The following is a 16007-nucleotide window of genomic DNA, read 5'->3' as shown; positions in this document are numbered from 1 at the left end:
TTTTCGTTTAAAAATCAGTTCCACAGATGCCAAGGATCATATCTAAAACTTGTTTTTTATAACCTGTCTATGCTAGAGCTATCGTTGCTAATGACAAAGTGGTTATGTATCTAAATAATTACAACAGAGACAATATTACCTAAATTCAGCCTTGTTTTCCAGTTGATTTAGGGTACCTTATTTTTAATGTTTAATTTAAAATAGTAGAAAGCAATGCCATCTAAACTCGATATAAGTTATTGGTGGATAATAAAGTGAAACTTCGTTCAGTGGGGTTTAGACGCATGGGAGTGCTAGTGTAGACGTTGCAACATGCCGTCGCAAACTTAGTCAGCTTCCTCTCTTCCCCACTGAACGCTGTTGGATCTCCCACTTCCATGACGTATTCCTTGTAGTGGGAGTCTTACAAAAGCTCTTCGATGGGGCGAGTATTCGCAACCCCAGCCAATGACACTGCGATAAAGATTAACTTGATGAGAGAGGTTGATGCTAACATGGGGACACTTTGGTATGGAGGTACTTTTTATACGATGAGCGATTTTGCTGAGAGGGTTGAAGCTGTTTTTACCGATCAAGGCAAGATCGTACAAACAGGTAATTATCGGACTTTAAAAAGTCAGTATCGGATTCAAATTGACAAGGAAATTAACCTGAATGGCGCAACAGCATTTCCAGGTTTTGTTGATAGCCATTTACATATCATTGGCCAAGGGGAGAAGTTACAACACCTTGATTTATCAAATTGTCAAAGTGCTGAACAGGTTCTGGAATTAATAAAAAAGCGACTAAATCAATTCCCTAAAGGTCAGTGGCTATTTGGCGAGGGCTGGAACGATAATCAATGGGAGACACAGCGAATCATCAGTTGTCATGAGCTTGATCAGCTATCACGTGATCATCCAATTGTTTTAACTCGAATTTGTCGTCATGCCTTGATCGCCAATAGTTTGGCCATTGATTTGGCTCAAATCTCAGCTGGTGCATCAGACCCTCAAGGTGGCAAAATTGTCCGTGATCACAAGGGTGAAATGACTGGCTATTTTTTAGATAATGCACAAGATTTAATTAAACAAGCGATTCCTGAACGGTCAGTTGATCAGCTAAAGCAATTAATTGACCTTTCTATCGATCACTTATTAAGCCTTGGTTTAGTAGGTGGGCATACAGAGGATTTAGCTTATTACGGTCATGATAGCTTTGCTAAAGTTTCTTCCGCATACCAAATGAGTTTATCAGATCAAAAGCGGAGGTTTCGCACACATTTATTGGTTCATCATGCTGTCATTGATCAGTTTGCCATGCGAGGATTGAAATATAAAGATGGGTCAGATTACCTTGAATATGGAGCGATGAAAATTTTTGCCGATGGAGCACTAGGGGGACGGACAGCATGGTTAAATGAACCGTATACTGATGACCCCAGTCATAATGGGTTGGCTATTCATGAACCGGAAAGACTTGAAGCATTAATAAGTCAAGCCCGTCAAATGGATTTACCGGTAGCGATTCATGCCATTGGAGATCAAGCCATTCAGACCGTTTTGAAATTGCTCAAAAAACACCCCTTGTCAGATAAGAACCGAAGAGATCGCCTTATTCATGGTATGGTTGTTAATGATTCCATTATTAAAGAAATGCAAGGTCTTCATATGACGGTCGATGTTCAACCGACGTTTGTCTCATCAGATTTCCCGTGGGTTATTGATCGACTGGGAGAGCAACGAGTACGTCATGCCTATCCTTGGAAAAGTTTCTTAGATGCAGGAATTCGTTGTGCTGGTGGGTCAGATGCACCAATTGAAGAGGTCAACCCGCTTTATGGTATCGAGGCATTTGTAACACGTCGGTCAAATTTGGATGGACATGTCTATAATCCTGAACAATGTTTAACCGTTTTTCAGGCAATTTCAATGTACACAAGAGGAAGTGCGTGGGCGATTGGCAACGAACAACGGACTGGCCAAATTAAGCCAGGTTATTTAGCAGATTTTACAGTATTAAAGGCTGACCCATTTAAGGTTGATCCTGAATCGATTCATGATATTGATGTGGCAATGACCGTGGTTGACGAAGCCATTGTTTATCAAAATCTGTAACTTCTTTGGCTTTTGGACAACATCTTTCAACTTAGCACATCCTATGCGTCGAAGCCCCCACTGAATGTAGTTTTACTTTATAAGTGGTGAGATGAATGCCTATTTGATTTCGATTCAGTAAGGTGTAAACCCTTGACTGAAGCCTTCGCCAAAGCCATACAGTGAAAATCGAGCGACGCTTGATAAAATCTGGGCACAGGTACGCCAAAGCCTGCATTGATTAAATAGTAAATACTAGTATTGAATCGCAATATTGGTTAAAACTAATCAAAGTAGCTGTAAAATAGGCCAGGAGTTGATTGAAGTGTTCATTTTGTTGCTAGGCGTGATTTTAGTCGTTGTTATCATACTTTGCCTATTTGCTCCTTTGATTATCAGGCTAACCTTACATGTATCAGATGAGATTACATTCAAGTTAAGTTATCAGTTTTTGTTTATGCCAATTTATGATAAAACGTATCATTTTTCATTCGATGAAATGATAAGCTCATTAGTAGATTTAGCTGGTACAAAACAAACAGATTTCTCTTTCCTGCCTTCAGGTGCATTTGAAAAAATGACATGTAAAGAGCTATGCTGGCAAACTAAAATTGGTGTAGAAAATGCTGCCTATACGGCAAATTTGACCGCTTTAATCTTGAGCTTTAAAGGTCTTGTTAAGGCGGCTTTGCTATACTTTTTCCCAAAGCTAAGCGAAATAAATTTTTCTGTTGCTCCTTATTACCGAACGACAACTTTTGATAGTCATTGTCAATGCATGTTTTCTGTTTCGCTGGGAAATGCTATCTATATATATCTTAAACGAAAACGGAAAAAGGAGTTGTTGATTTAATGCATCAAGATCATCCGATTGAAGGCTTAATGTCAACTGCTATGGAGCAGCTTAAACAAATTGTTGATGTTAACACAATCATAGGTGACCCCATCCAAACTTCTGATGGAAGTACAATTATAACCGTATCAAAAGTAAGCTTTGGCTTTGCAGCTGGTGGTAGTGAATTTTCTAATGGCCAATCGTCAAGTCAAGATCAATCGAATGAGGAAGTGCTCCCTTTTGGCGGAGGAAGTGGTGGTGGTGTTTCGATTACACCTATAGCCTTTCTAGTTATGCATAAACAAGGAAATGAATTAATTCATCTACAAGAGCACTCACATATTTATGAAAAACTAATCGAAGTTGCCCCACAGGCTTTTGAAAAAATCAAAGAACTTATGGATAATCGAAGATCGAGACATCATTAAGCAATGGTGTCTTTTTTTTTTCCTTTAATAATTGTCGCGTATACCTCAGTTCCAGCACGGCGAAAATGAATAATGCCTTGATTCTTGATACGATCCCCACTGAACGAAGTTTCACTTTAATGCTTAATATGTAAGAAGTTAGATCAAAGCCTGGCTAGAGATAAGGTCACAAATATTCTGACATTGTGATAAACGAGCTAAACTATCAAGTACCTTGAGCAAAACATCTTCTATTAATATAGGTTCAAGACAAGACGTTCCAGCAACACTATGTTATACTAACTTATTGGAAAAGGAGGATTGAAACATGGACGTAATTGAACAACATTTTCAACAATGGGACTCACTGATCGAGCGGATATCAACAGCTTATGATTTAACATACATGGACGCATTAACTAAAAGTATGGAGCTTTTACTAGCAATAGTAGATGAAAATGATCCAGAAACGACTAATGAGCTAAAAAAATTAGCTAAAGCCATTTCTATTGATGAACTTGATCGTGAGCAAATTCGTAAATTAATTCACTTATTATTATTAAAGAGTATGAAGGGTGCGGTTCAGCATCAACATGTCATGACACCAGACACAGTAGCTCTCTATGTCAGTTATCTCGTGGAAAAACTACTAGGCAAACAAAAAAACTTAACTCTATTTGACCCTGTTTCAGGTACAGCTAATTTGTTAACAGCGGTTATGAACCATTTGAATATGCCAATAAAAGCATATGGAAGTGAGATTGATCCAACCTATATTCAGCTGGCTGCATTAAACGCTAGTATGCAAGAACATGAAATTGAATTTTTTCATCAAGATAGCTTAAAACCACTATTGTTAGATCCAGTTGACTTGGTTATTGCTGACCTGCCTGTCGGCTACTATCCAGATGATCAGCTAGCAAAACAGTATCAGGTCAGTGTTACAGATGACCATACCTATGCCCATCATTTGTTAATTGAACAGAGCCTTAATTATACAAAGCCAGCTGGTTACCTGATTTTTGTCATCCCTAATCATTTATTTAATAGTGCACAGGCGAAACAAATACATACATTAATTCAGCAGGAAGCCTATGTTATTGGCTTACTTCAGTTACCTGCGACCGTTTTTAAATCAGAACGTCAAGCCAAGAGCTTGTTCATTTTACAGAAGAAAGCAGATGGTGTTAAAGCCCCTAAACAAGCTTTAATGGCTCAATTACCTTCATTTAAAGACAGCCAAGCGACTAAACGTATGGTCATGAAAATGAATCAATGGTTTGAAGAAGAGGGATATTAACTATTCGCAAAATTAAAAATTATCAGCTGTTATCGTTTCCATTTAAGTTTCAAGTTGCATTTTATGTCGATTGTTCGTTAGAATATAAGTGGTATGTAAATAGACTATAGGGTAACCGAAAGGATTGAATTATTTTGAGTAAAATTATTTCTATTAATGCTGGTAGCTCTTCATTAAAGTTTCAGCTAATTGAGATGCCAGAAGAAACGCTACTGGCAAAAGGGCTAGTAGAGCGTATCGGAATTGACAATTCAGTATTCACATTAGAATATGGTGAAGAAGAAGATGTGATCACAACCGATATCCCAAACCATGAAAAGGCTGTGCAACTATTATTAGAAAAGCTTCAAGCATCTGGTGTAATCCAATCACTTGATGAAATTGATGGTGTAGGTCATCGTGTTGTTCATGGTGGTGAACGCTTTAGTGATTCTGTCCTTGTAACGGATGAGGTTATCGCAGAAATTGAAAAGGTATCTGAGTTAGCACCATTACACAATCCGGCTAACCTAACAGGAATAAAGGCATTTAAAGAAATCTTACCAAATGTACCAGCAGTTGCTGTTTTTGATACTGCTTTCCATCAATCGATGCCACCAGAATCCTATTTGTATAGCTTACCATATGAATACTATGAGGATTTTGGTATTCGTAAGTATGGCTTCCATGGTACTAGCCATAAATATGTGTCTGAGCGAGCTGCTGATTTATTAGATAAACCATTAGAGAGCTTACGCTTGATTACATGTCATATCGGTAATGGGGCTAGTGTTGCTGCCGTTCAAAATGGTAAATCAATTGATACAACAATGGGCTTTACTCCGCTTGAAGGGGTAACAATGGGAACACGTTCTGGAAGTTTAGACCCAGCGTTAGTTCCATATATCATGGACAAAACTGGTAAAGATGTAAATGAAGTTTTACATGTTTTAAATAAAGAAAGTGGAATGCTTGCACTTTCAGGTTTCTCAAGTGATTTACGTGATATTGAGGATAAAGCAAGTAAAGGTGATCAACGTGCTGAATTAGCATTAAAGATTTTTGCTGGTCGAATTCATCAATATGTTGGTTCTTATGCAGCTAAAATGCATGGTGTTGATGCTATTATCTTTACTGCTGGTATCGGCGAAAATAGTAAAGCGGTTCGTGAGCGTGTGCTGCAGGGGTTAGAATTTATGGGCGTTTATTGGGATCCTGCACGCAATGACGTCCGTGGTAAGGAAGCATTTATTAATTATCCACATTCTCCAGTTAAAGTATTGATCATTCCAACCAATGAAGAAGTGATGATTGCAAGAGATGTTCAGCGTTTAGCTAAATAAATACAGGGTATAATAAAGGTGAGAAAAGTCATAGTTAACTTTTCTCACCTTTTTCAATATTTGTTAGCTTTCAAGCTTAGCAAAGCTTATCTTACCATTCAGAAGAAAAAGTCTGTTAGATCATGTGATCTGCATCTTAGAGCTTCACCTCATTAAACAGAAGCCTCCCACTTCTATCTGTGGTGAGATGAATGTCTATTGTATGCCATTCTGCGGGCTTCAAATGCGGCTGAGTAAAGTTAAAGCCTTCGGCGGATGCCATTGATTGCCGAAGAAATTTATTTTTATTGATAAAATTCAGGAACAAATACACTTTGGTACATTTGATTTGGTTGAAAGGATTGTGAAAAGCACTATTGCTCTGTTGGCTAAGAAAAGATCGCTTTCGGGTTGCTTAATAAGTAACCATAAATAGCATATACTTAAGTTATAAAAGTTGTTTGCTGATTTTAACCATAACTAGACTAACATTTTTAGCTATTCACATATAAATAATATAAAGGAGGTTATATTGATGAATTTCAACCACTTAGATGAGCAAAGTCAATTGTTGATTCGGTTTGTCAATGCCCGCCACCAACAAGAGGAAGGAAGTCCGTTTGAATTAAGTAACATTAATTTTTGTAATCACAATGGTTCTGACATTATCGTGACTTTCAACACAGGTTCGCAATACCTTTACACTAAAGACGGTAATTATATTAAACATTAGATCAATCAATTGATTTACCATAAGCTTGGATTAAAGCGTCTGTGCAGCTGCTTATTTCTAGTAGGCTGCTCTTTTTTTGTCGTTCAGGGCTTAATTCTTACCATTATCATGTAAAATGCTCTAAAAAAATATTTGACATAAAAGCTTCTTTCTAATACATTAAATGGTTCTGATTAATATCAGAGCTAAGCATGGTTTTTACCAACCATTTAATACGTTAATAATTGTAAATATATTTAAAAAAATTACAAAAAATATATTTACTTCTCATTTTATTACAATTATAATCTATTCATAAAGATATTGAGATCTAAATAATCCAATTTTAAGGAGAATGACCTATGAAAAACACATTTTCAAAAGTGCTTTCAGTTATTTTTGTTTGTTCATTACTTCTTGGTACAAATGTTTTTGCTGCTAGAACGACTTTAACATTACCAAAAAATCAGACGTGGGTTTCCAGAAGTGCGACCAGGTCTGGTGATTATTCAAATGTCCATGCTCGACTTTACGCTGTTTACCCTACAAATGGTGGGGAGGATAATTTCACTAGAATTCAGGTGAAACTCACCTCATCAGGTGGAAAGAACATGTCAGATATTTATACCCTAAATGAAACAAACAAGGGGAATACGAGTATAAAAATCTACAATGGATCGCTAAATACCAAGAGTGTTAAGTTCCAATTTAGGGGGAATAACCCTAATTATGGCGCTAAAGCGGATGTATACTATAGTGCTAGATAACTAGTATCAAATAGATCTCATATCTTTATTAATCTATCTGGAAAGGTTCTGTCGACATATGTTGCTCAACTCAATAAAGATGCAGCTTAGTGTGATTTGGCAAAAAAAAGTAGCTACCGTTATTTTCTTTTTATTAATGACGTTAGTCTTAGTTAACTACTTTAGCAACGTCTGGACTTATCAAGGGACGGATGTTGTTGATATGTATCACCCAATGAAACTTTTAACACTTTCAAACTGGAGTAAGTACAGCTTTTATTTAATGCAATATTTTCCGCTCTTAGTTGTGGTACCAGCTGGTTTTGCGTTATTTACAGACAAGCAATTGAACCAGTATATTTTTATACAATCAAGACTAGGAGCGCGTTACTATTTGTTAGGAAAAATGATCGTTGTTTTTTCGGTAACTTTTTTTGTGTTTTCTGTTCCATTTTTAATTGAAATTTTATTAAACCTAATCGCCTTCCCAGTGTCGGCAGTTGGCGATCCTTCAAATATAGGAATCTATGATGTCTCTTATATAAGTGGAGTTCACATGCAGTTGTTTTCTGGACTTTATATTCAGTCACCATACTTGTATGCGGTAGTCTTTACACTGTTTTTTGGTGTTTTTTCGGGGGTTTTAGCGTTATTCACGGTTGCAGTGTCAACATTTCCAATCAAGTTTAAAGTGTTATTGTTTTTACCAGTTTATCTCCTGCTTTATCTGGTTAGTCTATCAAAACAACTTATTCCTACTATTCCAGTCGATACCAATTATTTTTTATATCTCCCGTTGTTTAATTTGTTTTATAATCCAACGGGTAGCTTAATGGCGTGGGTAACTTTTACCGTCTCACTCTGTTTGCTTTCCATTTTAATTATTGTAGTCAAAATGAGAAGGGATGCAATGTGAGATGTGGAGGGATATAATCAAGTCTTTAGTCATTGCTCTAGCATGGGGAGTAATTCAGACCTTACCTTATTTGAGTGTTAATCATGAGCTGATGTTTTCGGACATCATTTTGTGGTTTGGTTTTGTTGATACTGAAATCATTCTAGTCTATATCATTGATCTGTCGCTAAATTTCCTACCTTTCTTTCTGTTTCAAATTGTGTTCGGGACTTATGTGTATCGGCGTTTTTGTTCGGCTAGTGTTTATTACTTTTCTCGTTGTCCCAATCGTGTAAGTTGGTTTCTTAAGGAAAGTGGTAAACTGTACTTTTTTTCATTTATTTACCCATTAGTGATGGTGCTGACCGCAACCTTGTTAATAACGGCTATAGGTCAGTTCAGCTACGATCAAGGAGCCTTTATGTTACTCCTGTATTATGTTGTCATTCATTCACTATGGTTATTTATCACAGCTTTATTGGTAAATATCATCGCTATCAAACTTGACAGTAGTCACGGTTTCATTATCATTGTAGTTGTTCAAATGGCTAGTATCGGACTACTTCTATTGTGGGAAAACGTTTGGCCGTTGGTAAATACACCTAATCAAGCCCTACACGTCTTTTTACTAAAATTTAATCCTGTTGCGCGGCTGATCCTGCCGTGGCAAAGTAGTTCAATTGCAATGGTAAACGATAAACTAAATCAGTTTAATATCGACTTTAATCTAAATGAGTCCGCACTTGTTTTTTTAATCAGTGCTTTGGTGGTGATTGGTATAGGTAGCTATATCGTGAGAAGACAAGAATGGGTGGATTCAAATACAGAAAGCGGGGGGCTATGAACGTGTTACAAGTTAAACAGATAAATAAGATGATCAAGAATAAACCGATTTTGACTGACATTAATCTATCGTTGTCTGCTGGTGTTGTTTACGGTTTTGTTGGTCGAAATGGTTCTGGTAAAACGATGTTATTTCGAGCGTTATCGGGGCTGATGAGAATAAATTCGGGTGAAATCATTTATCAGGGCAAACGATTACACGTGGATTTCCCTGTATTGCCGAACTTAGGGTTAACGATTGAAAATGCTGGGCTATATCCTGAGTTTACAGGGTTTAAAAATTTGCAGTTGTTAGCTAAATTAAATGCCAAAATTGATAACACTCAAATTAGACGAGCTATTGAACGAGTTGGCTTAGATCCTGATGACAAACGCACCTTTCGTAAGTATTCGTTGGGAATGAAACAGCGAATTGTGTTGGCGCAGGCTATTATGGAACAACCTGATATTATAATGTTGGATGAGCCGACAAATTCGTTGGATGAAGATGGCGTTAGATTAATTCGTCAAGTTATTACAGAGGAAAAGGAACGAGGTGCTATGGTTTTATTAGCAAGTCACAATAAAGAAGATATCCAGTTGCTGGCGGACCATGTCTTTTATCTTGACGCAGGTCGACTAAGCAATGAGGTGATTCATCATGCTGAATAAAATCTTGTTGTCTTTATTAGGAGGGGCAATAGTGGTTGCGGCTGGGACTGGTATTTTTTTTCGGCAAACCTACACGAATGTGACAGCTGAAGCTAATCCACTTGAACATTTTTCTGTGGCTTTGTGGGATTTTGATATGTCACCAAATTTAATTGAATCGATGCGAAAAGAGCTACCAAAAAGTAAATCAATTATAAGAGTGAGCGCGAATGGAGCGATGGATTATACTTTTAAAAATAATATCCAGTTTGTTGAAATAGAAGAGGTCTACCGTAGTTCTGAATTAAAGAGAGGCGACCAGATAGGTGTCATGTCAACGGATTGGTGTCTTTTCTTTGATAATATGTCAGCTAACTTAAATTTTATCAATGTTATGCAACCTGGAGAAGAGTATTTAATCTTTTTAGATGAACAGCTTGAAACACTTGATCCGGAGGAAAAGATCTATTTACTACCAGAATTTATTATCCCACCTATTTTTAATTATCAAGATAAGGATCATACGATCTTGTCCGTGACCGAAGATGATCGCTACGTGCCATATGTATCTGTGAAAGATAATGAATTCTTCGTTAGCTCAGATGAAGCTTTAGCAGCCCTTATGGCTCTTAAGCATGAACTACTAGAACAATATCCTAAATAGTATGAAAAGAGCCAATCAATCAGACAAAAATTGATCGGCTCTTCATTTTATACTAAGCTATTTTTCCAATTTTATCGCAGTGTAACTGGCTATAAGTCCCGCCTTCAAGAAATAAGGGAACACGTCATGTCTAAGTGGGAGATCCGACAGCCAATATGGTTCAACTAACGTTCAGTGTGGGAGAGAGGAAGCTGACTAAGTTCGCAATATCGTGTCGCAACGTCTGCACGAGCACATCCTCTGCGTCGAACCCCCTGCTGAACGAAGTTTCACTTTATTCCTTATCTTCTTCGTCAGAGCGTACTACCAGAACATCGCACGGAGCGTATCGTGTAATGTTTTCTGAAACACTACCAATCAGAAAGCGTTCTACAGCATTGAGACCGGTAGCCCCACACATGATTAAGTCTGCCTTATATGCCTTTGCAACATATTTAGGAATACGAACCTTTGGAGAACCATAATCGATATGTGTTTTAACATGCTTTAACCCTTCCTTTTCAGCTTTTGCTTTATATTCATTAAGCAGCTGATTAGCATAGCTTTCTGATCGGTTAATCATGGACTGGTCGTAAATCTCTGCTGTTGAAATGGTTTTAGTGTCGACAACATGGGCGATAATCAGAGTTGCGTTATTGCGCTTGGCAACTTGAATAGCTTTTGTAAAGGCTTTCAAAGATGCTTGCGAACCATCTACTGCAACAACAATGCGCTTATACTCTTCTGATGGCATTTTTCATCACTCCTTAACCAATATATTATAATATACCACTAAAAGCTAATTGAAAAACCTATTCAAACTAAGTTTATGCTTTTTTTGCTAAGATAAGAAAAAAAAGTTAATGAATCTGAAGCAAACCAACTCTTCATCGTTATATCACTGCGTATGATAAGAAGGAAAGCAGCTAATGATCTTAATTTATCGCAGTGCAACTGGCTGGGGCTGCGATTACTCGCCCCATCCAAGGGCTTTTGTAAGCCTCCCGCTTCAATCAAACCTTTAGGTCGATAAGTGGTGAGTCTTTCAATTTCAATCTTCCTCACACTGTGAAAACCCACATTGCCACACGAATAAAATCCTGGAACATTAGATGCTAAACGTATACCAAAGTTTGGGTAAATGGTATGGAATACTGATTAATGGAATTGCTACTTTAGTCATTGAGCTGTATAATAACACTATTAATAATAATATTAGTACAGATAAGAAAGTACGGTGATGATATATGGCAACAAAGCATGAACAAATACTGAAATACATAGAATCTCTTAAAGTGGGAAACAAGATATCAGTAAGACAGATTGCCAAAGAGTTAAGAGTTAGTGAGGGAACAGCCTATCGAGCGATTAAAGAAGCTGAGAATCAAGGGTTAGTAAGCACGATTGAACGTGTGGGAACGATTCGGATAGAACAGAAGAAGAAAGAAAATTTTGAACATTTAACATTTGCAGAAATAATCGGTATTGTCGATGGTCAAGTGCTAGGAGGGAGAGAAGGTTTATATAAGACGCTGCATAAATTTGTAATTGGAGCGATGAAGACAGAGGCAATGATGCGTTATTTAGAAAAAGATTCTCTCTTGATTATTGGGAATAGAGTTGAGGCTCACCAGTTAGCCTTAGAAGAAGGAGCAGCCGTTCTTATAACGGGTGGATTTGATACTGATGAGCACATTAAGCGGTTAGCAGATCAAAGAAAATTGCCAATTATTTCAACGAGTTATGATACCTTTACAGTGGCCGCCATGATAAATCGAGCAATTTATGACCAACTGATAAAAAAAGAAATTGTCTTAGTAAGTGATATTTATACACCGTATGAAAAGACGCACTATTTAAAGCGAACGGATACCTTATCACGCTGGTATTATTTGAAAGACACGACAACACATTCTCGTTATCCAGTAGTAGATGAACAAATGCGAGTGGTCGGCATTGTCACTTCAAAAGATGTGATCGGTAAGACGAAGGATCTTACCATAGATAAAGTTATGACAAAAAGTCCAATGACCGTGTTGAAGGAAACATCGCTTGCCTATGCGGCCCATATGATGGTATGGGAAGGGATTGAAATTGTCCCCGTTGTCAGCCCAAATCATCGTTTAGTAGGGCTCATTTCTAGGCAAGATGTTTTAAAGGCGCTCCAGCATGTGCAACGGCAGCCGCAAGTTGGTGAAACCATTGATGATATCGTAACGAGTGGTTTAACTGTTCAGCAGGAAGGCTCACATTTTACCTTTAAGTCACAGGTAACACCACAAATGACCAATGCATTAGGCACCCTTTCGAATGGCGTCTTCGTTTCATTTATTAGTGAGGTAAGTAGTCGTTTAATGACTTACTTGAAAAAGGGCGATCTAGTGGTCGAGAATATTTCGGTCTATTTTATTAAGCCTGTACAGTTAGAAGACACCATTGAAATTACACCACGGATTCTTGAGATAGGTAGAAAATCAGTTAAGATTGACATAGAGCTTCATCATGATAAAGATATTGTCGGTAAAGCCGTATTAATGGGTCAACTCATTGAACGTTACTAATAAAAAAAGAGGTGCAGGAATTGGAATTGCTAACAGCTATCTTAAAAAAAATTGAACACTATCAAACGATTATTATTCATCGGCATGTTCGCCCTGATCCTGATGCATTCGGCTCTCAGGTCGGACTTGCTAAATTTATTCAAGCTAATTTTCCTGATAAAGCTGTTTATTGCACGGGGGAAGATGAGTCGTCATTAAACTTTTTGGCTAAAATGGATCAAGTCGATGATCGGACTTTTACTGAAGCTCTTGCTATTGTATGTGATACAGCAAATCGACCAAGAATAGATGACACACGTTATCAATCTGCTCAAGAAGTCATAAAAATTGATCACCATCCAGAAGTAGATGTATATGGAAATATAAGTTGGGTAGATACGAATGCAAGCTCTACTTCAGAAATGATTTTTCAATTCATTGATTATAGTCGCAACCAAGGATTGGATTTAACTGATGAGGTTGCTCGATTATTATATGCCGGGATTGTAGGCGATACAGGTCGCTTTCTTTATCCAAGTACAACTGAACAAACATTTCATATCGCAGCCCAGCTCATTCAGTATCAATTTGACCGTACTCAGCTGTATCATGACATGTATAGGATAAGTATCCCTATCGCTCGGCTGAAAGGATACTTATTAGAGCAGCTTAATGTCAGTGAATCAGGTGTTTGTGCAGTGAAGCTATCTAAGGATATCTTAGAACGCTATCAGGTGACACCTGATCAAACAAGTATGCTCGTTGGATTATATGGGGACATTGAGGGGATTAAATGCTGGGCAATGTTCGTCGAGGATGAAGAGAGTATTCGGGTGCGGCTACGATCAAAAGGACCGGTAATCAATCAAGTCGCAGCAAGGTACAACGGTGGAGGACATCCACTTGCTTCAGGTGCGACTGTCTATAGCTGGGAGGAAGCCGATCAATTAATCGATGCATTAGAAGAGCTTGTTAATTAGTAAGTGATCTGGAAATTTCCAGACCACTTACTTATCACGTCTTTTTTCACACAGGAAGAGACCTGTGTGAAAGAAGTGGTAACCATTATCCATATCCAAATTAAGGCTAATATACTTTAGGAAATACGTGGGAATAAAATTGTGATCAATAATCCTTTAGATGTGTTACTTGCAAAGATTTTCCCACTGTGTTCCTCTACAATCCGCCTTGCTATGGATAAGCCAAGCCCCGTCCCCCCTCTTTTTCGCGTTCGAGAATTGTCGGCTTTGTAAAAACGTTCAAAAATATGGGACAGATTTTCTTCCGATACACCGGGACCATGATCTTCCACTTCAATAATGGTATCTTGGTCTTTTTGATAAGCTCTGACGGTAATCTCTCCACCAACGATAGAATACTTTGCACTATTATCTAGCAGAATACGGATTAACTGCTTAATAAGAGAAGCGTCAGCCCTAATATGAAGTTTTTCTGCTTCCAGCCTGTAGGTGTGTGAATCATCAATAAGTGTGGAATCGTGAATGATACTGTTTAGTAACTCCAGCAGCTCTACTTCTTTAAGGTCTACTTTCAGACGGTTTTGGTCAGCATTAGCGAGAAAGAGCAGGCGCTCTACCAGTTTATTCATGTATACCGCTTCCTGCCTAATGGAAGCAACCGCCTCTGTTTGTACAGATTCATCATTTTTACCCCACCGTTCTAGCAAGTCCGAATATCCCTGAATGACAAGCAACGGCGTTCGCAGTTCATGTGACGCATCTGAAACAAATCGCTCTTGATTTTGATAGACTTTCCAAATTCCATCGAGCAGTTTATTGAATGTTTCAGCTAATCGTTTTAGTTCATTTTGAGAATTTGCCACATCCAGACGTACATCTAAGCCGCCGTTGTTTATTGTGTTAATCATTTCTTGAATGGGCTTTACTGTACGTCTTGTGGTGATGGTTGTAATAAACAGAATAAATGCAACAAGAATGACAGATGCGCCAATCAGAAAAATAAGCATAGTTCGGATAGATTCCCATTCTTTTTCCAATGTTTTTGTGATAACTACATCGTAGCTCTCCGTTAAGCCTGGTACGATAAATCGATATATAATCTCTACACCGTCAATGACAACTTCCGAGGAGTTAACTGCTCCGCTTGCGGGTGACATGGTTACGGAAATGGCGCTATCTTCAGCATAGGAGGGAATGATATCAATATACCCATCCTTTACAAAATCACTAATTACCCGTGAATGGTCTTCCAATACAAGAATTGCCCCTTCAAACATAATGCTGGAAAATGCTTGATATATACCATAACCTAACGCTAAAAATATAAGGCCGAACAGCACAATATTGGTAATTGTGGATTTTACGACAATGGACTGATTAACTTTAGCTCTTATCCTTGATAACATATCCTATCCCCCTGACTGTCTGTATCATCCGCTCCGGCATAAAAGGTTCCAATTTTTGACGAATACTTTTAATGTATACGTCCACGATATTTGTATTGTCATAGAAATCAAACCCCCAAACACTTTCAATGATTTTTTCCCGTGAGAGGACGATATTTTTATTTTTCAGCAGGTATACAAGAAGGTCATATTCTCTCTTTGTCAGTTGGACTTCTTCATCGGCTACGGTAACAGTCCGGGAAGAAACATGTACTTTCAGCGCTCCATACTGGAGAATGTTATCCGTTTCGTCTTTTCGGAAAACAACGCGTATTCTTGCCAGTAATTCTTCCATGAAGAAAGGCTTCGCAATATAATCATTTGCACCACTGTCCAGCCCGGCCACCTTATCGGAAACTTCTCCTTTAGACGTAAGCATAATAATAGGCGTGTTTTTTTCTTTTCTAATTTTTCGTAACACTTCCAGACCACTCATTTCAGGTAACAGAATATCAAGCAATATCAAATCAAAATCTTCTTCTAAAGCACAATTCAAACCGGATTTTCCATTATCTTGAATCACAAGTGCGTACCCTTCATGTTTAAGCTCTAATTCTAAATAACGAGCAATAGCTTCATCATCTTCTATCAATAGAATTTTGTTCATCGTGCATTCTCCTTATTGTCTTTATCAAATATAGTATAACTTCTGTTG

General features: G+C 37.8%; 16 protein-coding genes. 13 read left to right on the top strand and 3 right to left on the bottom strand.

Annotation, left to right across the window (positions count from 1 at the left end):
- Positions 1–473 precede the first annotated feature (473 nt).
- The 11 genes from ASE01S_RS12690 (at position 474) to ASE01S_RS12640 (ending at position 10408) form a co-directional block, all read left to right on the top strand.
- The gene (locus ASE01S_RS12690) at positions 474–2096 is read left to right on the top strand and encodes an amidohydrolase (protein WP_245630379.1); all 1623 of its coding nucleotides are present in this window, start codon (positions 474–476) and stop codon (positions 2094–2096) included.
- A 304-nt stretch (positions 2097–2400) separates the two neighbouring features.
- Positions 2401–2928 carry a DUF2953 domain-containing protein gene (locus ASE01S_RS12685; RefSeq protein ID WP_067843005.1) on the top strand — a complete coding sequence of 176 codons (528 nt, stop codon included), beginning with the start codon at positions 2401–2403 and terminating at the stop codon, positions 2926–2928.
- On the top strand, positions 2928–3338 hold the full coding sequence (gene ytfJ / locus ASE01S_RS12680; RefSeq protein ID WP_067843002.1) for a GerW family sporulation protein: 411 nt from the start codon (positions 2928–2930) through the stop codon (positions 3336–3338). The genes ASE01S_RS12685 and ytfJ overlap by 1 nt, the downstream gene beginning before the upstream one ends.
- Positions 3339–3645: 307 nt before the next feature.
- On the top strand, positions 3646–4617 hold the full coding sequence (locus ASE01S_RS12675; protein WP_067842998.1) for a class I SAM-dependent methyltransferase: 972 nt from the start codon (positions 3646–3648) through the stop codon (positions 4615–4617).
- Between the two features lie 134 nt (positions 4618–4751).
- Positions 4752–5939, top strand: a complete 1188-nt coding sequence (locus tag ASE01S_RS12670; protein WP_067842993.1) for an acetate kinase — start codon at positions 4752–4754, stop codon at positions 5937–5939.
- A 514-nt stretch (positions 5940–6453) separates the two neighbouring features.
- Positions 6454–6651 (top strand): hypothetical protein, encoded by a 198-nt coding sequence (locus ASE01S_RS12665; RefSeq protein ID WP_067842990.1) that lies wholly within the window; start codon positions 6454–6456, stop codon positions 6649–6651.
- A 341-nt stretch (positions 6652–6992) separates the two neighbouring features.
- Positions 6993–7397 carry a hypothetical protein gene (locus tag ASE01S_RS12660; RefSeq protein WP_067842986.1) on the top strand — a complete coding sequence of 135 codons (405 nt, stop codon included), beginning with the start codon at positions 6993–6995 and terminating at the stop codon, positions 7395–7397.
- Positions 7398–7488: 91 nt separating this feature from the next.
- On the top strand, positions 7489–8292 hold the full coding sequence (locus ASE01S_RS12655; RefSeq protein WP_157065218.1) for a hypothetical protein: 804 nt from the start codon (positions 7489–7491) through the stop codon (positions 8290–8292).
- Position 8293: 1 nt separating this feature from the next.
- Positions 8294–9115: a hypothetical protein gene (locus ASE01S_RS12650; RefSeq protein WP_067842980.1), complete on the top strand. Its 822-nt coding sequence runs from the start codon at positions 8294–8296 to the stop codon at positions 9113–9115.
- The gene (locus ASE01S_RS12645) at positions 9112–9765 is read left to right on the top strand and encodes an ABC transporter ATP-binding protein (RefSeq protein ID WP_067842977.1); all 654 of its coding nucleotides are present in this window, start codon (positions 9112–9114) and stop codon (positions 9763–9765) included. The genes ASE01S_RS12650 and ASE01S_RS12645 overlap by 4 nt, the downstream gene beginning before the upstream one ends.
- Entirely contained in the window at positions 9755–10408 is a 654-nt protein-coding gene (locus tag ASE01S_RS12640) for a hypothetical protein (RefSeq protein ID WP_157065217.1), read from the top strand. The genes ASE01S_RS12645 and ASE01S_RS12640 overlap by 11 nt, the downstream gene beginning before the upstream one ends.
- A 274-nt stretch (positions 10409–10682) precedes the next feature.
- On the opposite strand, the gene ASE01S_RS12635 is transcribed toward ASE01S_RS12640, so the two are convergent.
- A complete protein-coding gene (locus ASE01S_RS12635) occupies positions 10683–11141 on the bottom strand; it encodes a universal stress protein (RefSeq protein WP_067842972.1) in 459 nt (152 codons plus the stop codon).
- Between the two features lie 493 nt (positions 11142–11634).
- On the opposite strand from ASE01S_RS12635, the gene ASE01S_RS12630 reads away from it, so the two are divergent.
- Both ASE01S_RS12630 and ASE01S_RS12625 read left to right on the top strand, forming a co-directional pair.
- Entirely contained in the window at positions 11635–12948 is a 1314-nt protein-coding gene (locus tag ASE01S_RS12630; protein WP_067842969.1) for a DRTGG domain-containing protein, read from the top strand.
- Positions 12949–12968: 20 nt separating this feature from the next.
- A complete protein-coding gene (locus tag ASE01S_RS12625; protein ID WP_067842966.1) occupies positions 12969–13907 on the top strand; it encodes a DHH family phosphoesterase in 939 nt (312 codons plus the stop codon).
- A 116-nt stretch (positions 13908–14023) separates the two neighbouring features.
- Here ASE01S_RS12625 and ASE01S_RS12620 read toward each other — a convergent pair whose 3' ends face one another.
- Positions 14024–15313, bottom strand: coding sequence for a sensor histidine kinase (locus ASE01S_RS12620; RefSeq protein WP_067842963.1), 1290 nt, complete (start codon positions 15311–15313; stop codon positions 14024–14026).
- Entirely contained in the window at positions 15291–15959 is a 669-nt protein-coding gene (locus ASE01S_RS12615; RefSeq protein WP_067842960.1) for a response regulator transcription factor, read from the bottom strand. Before ASE01S_RS12615 ends, ASE01S_RS12620 begins: the two co-directional genes overlap by 23 nt.
- Positions 15960–16007 lie beyond the last annotated feature (48 nt).

This window comes from Amphibacillus sediminis NBRC 103570 (assembly GCF_001552275.1).
Lineage (GTDB): Bacteria > Bacillota > Bacilli > Bacillales > Amphibacillaceae > Amphibacillus_B > Amphibacillus_B sediminis.
Note: the sequence above shows the minus strand (reverse complement) of the source record. Positions and strands in the feature narration are given on the sequence as shown.

What these genes read in the sequence shown, in the direction of transcription:
- ASE01S_RS12690 (WP_245630379.1), top strand. Translation starts at nt 474, where the DNA reads ATGAGAGAGGTTGATGCTAACATGGGGACACTTTGGTATGGAGGTACT.
- ytfJ (WP_067843002.1), top strand. Translation starts at nt 2,928, where the DNA reads ATGCATCAAGATCATCCGATTGAAGGCTTAATGTCAACTGCTATGGAG.
- ASE01S_RS12675 (WP_067842998.1), top strand. Translation starts at nt 3,646, where the DNA reads ATGGACGTAATTGAACAACATTTTCAACAATGGGACTCACTGATCGAG.
- ASE01S_RS12665 (WP_067842990.1), top strand. Translation starts at nt 6,454, where the DNA reads ATGAATTTCAACCACTTAGATGAGCAAAGTCAATTGTTGATTCGGTTT.
- ASE01S_RS12660 (WP_067842986.1), top strand. Translation starts at nt 6,993, where the DNA reads ATGAAAAACACATTTTCAAAAGTGCTTTCAGTTATTTTTGTTTGTTCA.
- ASE01S_RS12650 (WP_067842980.1), top strand. Translation starts at nt 8,294, where the DNA reads ATGTGGAGGGATATAATCAAGTCTTTAGTCATTGCTCTAGCATGGGGA.
- ASE01S_RS12645 (WP_067842977.1), top strand. Translation starts at nt 9,112, where the DNA reads ATGAACGTGTTACAAGTTAAACAGATAAATAAGATGATCAAGAATAAA.
- ASE01S_RS12640 (WP_157065217.1), top strand. Translation starts at nt 9,755, where the DNA reads ATGCTGAATAAAATCTTGTTGTCTTTATTAGGAGGGGCAATAGTGGTT.
- ASE01S_RS12635 (WP_067842972.1), bottom strand. Translation starts at nt 11,141, where the DNA reads ATGCCATCAGAAGAGTATAAGCGCATTGTTGTTGCAGTAGATGGTTCG.
- ASE01S_RS12630 (WP_067842969.1), top strand. Translation starts at nt 11,635, where the DNA reads ATGGCAACAAAGCATGAACAAATACTGAAATACATAGAATCTCTTAAA.
- ASE01S_RS12620 (WP_067842963.1), bottom strand. Translation starts at nt 15,313, where the DNA reads ATGTTATCAAGGATAAGAGCTAAAGTTAATCAGTCCATTGTCGTAAAA.
- ASE01S_RS12615 (WP_067842960.1), bottom strand. Translation starts at nt 15,959, where the DNA reads ATGAACAAAATTCTATTGATAGAAGATGATGAAGCTATTGCTCGTTAT.